Origin of the sequence: uncultured Sphingorhabdus sp. (genome assembly GCF_937872355.1) — a bacterium.
Lineage (GTDB): Bacteria > Pseudomonadota > Alphaproteobacteria > Sphingomonadales > Sphingomonadaceae > Sphingorhabdus_B.
Map to the genome: position 1 here is coordinate 1 of NZ_CALMSV010000267.1, position 3,910 is coordinate 3,910.

Genomic DNA, 3,910 nt, shown 5'->3' on the forward strand with positions numbered 1-3,910 from the left:
GTCGCCTATGTATCCAAATGGTTCCCGCAGGAAAAACAGGGCACCGCTTTGGGCTTTTTCGGCATGGGTAATGTCGGTGCAGCGGTTACCAAATTCATCGCACCGTTTGTTATGGTGGCAATGGGTTGGACCGCAGTAGCGCAGATCTGGGCGGTTGGCCTCGGTATCATGGCGGTACTGTTTTTCCTGTTCGCCAAGGACGACCCCGATCTGGCAGCACGCCGCACCAGCGGTGCAAAACCAAAGAGCCTCGCCGAACAGCTTGAGCCACTCAAACACCAGCAGGTATGGCGCTTCTCGCTCTACTATTTCTTTGTCTTTGGAGCCTTTGTCGCGCTGGCACTGTGGCTGCCCAAATATCTGAGCGAAGTGTATCAGGTTGACATCAAAGTTGCCGGTATGTTGGCAGCCACCTTCTCGCTGTCGGCCAGCCTGTTCCGCGCTTATGGGGGGATGCTGTCCGACAAATATGGCGCACGCAAGATCATGTACGCCACGTTCGGCGTATCAATGCTGTGCCTGTTCATGCTCAGCTATCCTTCGACCGACTATGTCATCCACGGGGTCAAGGGCGACATCGCCTTTTCAACCTCGATGGGTCTTATACCATTCGTGATCACGATTTTTGTGCTCGGCTTTTTCATGTCGCTGGGCAAGGCCGCTGTCTACAAGCACATTCCGGTTTATTATCCCGACCATGTTGGCTCGGTCGGCGGCATGGTCGGCATGGTGGGCGGCCTTGGCGGGTTTGTTCTCCCTATCGTGTTCGGCGTCGTCAGCGACCTGACAAATATCTGGACGAGCTGTTTCATGGTGTTGTTTGCGCTGGTCGCCGTCGCGCTGGTGTGGATGCACATGGCGATCCGGCAGATGGAACAGAAGGCCAGCGGCATTGATGCGCGCAGCCTACCACAATTCCCCGAAATGGCGGATCTGCACGATCCGTCCCGACACGAAGCAGGCGGCACGCGCATAATCGACGAATGGAAGCCAGAGGACCGCGATTTCTGGGAAACAACCGGCGAGCGCATCGCCCGTCGCAATCTCTACATCTCGATCCCGGCGCTCCTCCTCGCTTTCTCGGTGTGGATGGTATGGTCGATGGTGGTGGCAAAACTGCCTCTGATCGGCTTTGAATATACCACCGACCAGCTTTTCTGGCTGGCGGCACTGCCAGGCCTTTCGGGCGCGACTTTCCGCATCTTCTACAGCTTCATGGTGCCGATTTTCGGCGGACGGCTTTGGACCACGCTGAGCACAGCTTCATTGCTGATCCCCGCATTCGGCATCGGCTATGCCGTACAGAACCCGGACACGCCCTACATCATCTTCCTGGTGCTGGCACTGCTGTGCGGTTTTGGCGGCGGCAATTTCGCCTCGTCGATGTCGAATATCAGCTTCTTCTTCCCCAAAGCGCAAAAGGGCAATGCGATGGCGCTCAATGCCGGGCTCGGCAATCTGGGCGTTTCGGTGATGCAGTTCATCATCCCGCTGGTGATTACCGCCAGCGTGTTTGGCGCGATGGGCGGTGATCCGCTGCCCAACAAGGAAGGCGGCGAACTGTGGTTGCAAAATGCGGGCTTTATCTGGGTCCCGTTCATCATCGCATCCTCGCTGCTCGCGTGGTTCGGAATGAACGACATCGCCGATGCAAAGGCCAGCTTTGCCGAGCAGGCGGTGATCTTCCAACGCAAGCATAACTGGCTGATGTGCTGGCTCTACACCGGCACCTTCGGCTCGTTCATCGGCTTCTCGGCTGGCCTGCCATTGCTCGCCAAACATCAGTTCCCCGATGTCGATGTGTTGAAATTCGTCTTCCTCGGCCCATTGGTCGGCGCAATCAGCCGCGCAGCTACAGGCTGGGTGTCTGACAAATGGGGTGGAGGACGCGTTACGCTTTGGGTGTTCGTCTTCATGATGATTGGCACACTTGGGGTCATGTATTTCCTCCAGGCCGGGAACTGGTGGGGTTTCCTTGGCGCCTTCATATTCATGTTCTTCGTGACGGGCGTCGGCAATGCCTCCACCTTCCAGATGATCCCCAATATCATGCGCAGTGAAATCCCGCGCTTAATGCCGGAGCTCAGCCGTCCCGAACAAGTGCGGCAGGCGGAAAAGGAATCGGCAGCCATTGTCGGCTTCACCTCGGCGATTGCCGCCTATGGCGCCTTTTTCATCCCGAAGAGCTTTGGCAGCGCAATCGCGGCCACTGGCTCTCCAATGGGAGCGTTGATCGGCTTCCTTATTTTCTACGCCTCCTGCGCGGCCCTGACCTGGTTTGTCTACACAAGGCCCGGCGGGCTTCTCCACTCCATCGAACGCGCACCCAGCGCCAAACTCGCTGCTGCTTGAAAGGGCCAAGACCATGAGCCAACTTCTCGACCGCCTGACCTTCTTCAACCGGAAACGCGAGACATTTTCTGACGGTCACGGTGTGACTACCACCGAAGCACGCGACTGGGAGGATGGCTATCGCAAGCGTTGGCAGCACGACAAAATCGTCCGCTCCACTCATGGTGTGAACTGCACCGGTAGCTGCTCGTGGAAGATTTACGTCAAGGGCGGGATTATCACGTGGGAGACGCAGCAAACCGATTATCCGCGCACGCGGCCCGAACTGCCTAATCATGAGCCACGCGGCTGCCCGCGCGGGGCGAGCTATAGCTGGTACATCTACTCGGCGCAGCGGCTGAAATATCCGCTTATCCGTTCCCGCCTCGTCCGCCTGTGGCGCGAAGCCCGGAAAAATATGAGCCCGGTGGCGGCATGGACCTCCATCGTCGAGGATGACAAGAAGCGCAAAAGCTATACCGCCATCCGCGGCCATGGCGGTTTTGTTCGTGCGCATTGGGACGAGGTGACCGAAATCATCGCCGCCGCCAACGCCTATACAGCGAAGAAATACGGCCCCGACCGGATCATCGGCTTCTCGCCCATCCCGGCGATGTCGATGGTCAGCTACGCTGCCGGCTCGCGTTACCTGTCGCTGATAGGCGGCACCTGCATGTCCTTTTACGATTGGTATTGCGACCTGCCGCCCTCCTCGCCGATGACATGGGGCGAGCAAACCGACGTTCCCGAAAGCGCCGACTGGTACAATGCCGGCTTCCTGATGATGTGGGGATCAAATGTCCCGCAAACTCGGACTCCTGACGCACATTTCATGACCGAGGCCCGCTATCGCGGCGCCAAGGTTGCGGTGGTTTCGCCCGACTATGCCGAAGCGACCAAGTTTGCCGACCTGTGGCTCAACCCCAAACAGGGCACCGACGCAGCGCTCGCCATGGCGATCGGCCATGTCATCCTGCGCGAATATCATCTCGACAGGCAGGTCGAATATTTCGACGATTATTGCCGCCGCTACACCGATTTCCCGATGCTTGTCCGGTTGGTTGAGAAAAACGGAGCCTATGTGCCCGAAAGACTGCTCCGTGCTTCCGACCTCAAGGGCAATCTGGGTGAGACGAACAATCCTGAATGGAAAACCGTTGCGGTCGACGATGCCAGCGGAAAGCTGGTGACACCGCTCGGATCGGCAGGCTTTCGCTGGGGCGAACAGGGGAAATGGAACCTGGAGGAAAAGGACGGCGCAGGTAGCGACGTCAAACTGCGGACCACTTTCATCCTCGATGGCGATCGCGACGATGTACTTGACGTTGCCTTTCCCTATTTCGGTAATCGCGAGCATGACCATTTCAAGGGCACCGATCATCCCGATGTGTTGAACCGGCGAGTTCCCGCGCGGCAGATTGATACCAAGGATGGCAAGGCATTTGTCGCGACGGTATTCGATCTTTTCTGCGCCAACTACGGTCTGGATCGCGGATTGGGCGGTGAACATGTCAGCAATGATTATGCCGATAACATCCCCTACACGCCCGCTTGGGCCGAGAAGATAACTGGCGTTCCG

Annotated in this window: 2 protein-coding genes; both read left to right on the top strand. The window is 57.9% G+C overall.

All coding sequences use genetic code 11. The features are described 5' to 3' along the window. Positions 1 to 2,352 (top strand): MFS transporter (locus tag Q0239_RS17060; protein ID WP_298605094.1); only part of this gene is annotated, 2,352 nt, incomplete at its 5' end. 13 nt (positions 2,353 to 2,365) lie between these two features. Beyond that, positions 2,366 to 3,910 (top strand): molybdopterin-dependent oxidoreductase (locus tag Q0239_RS17065; protein WP_298605096.1); only part of this gene is annotated, 1,545 nt, incomplete at its 3' end.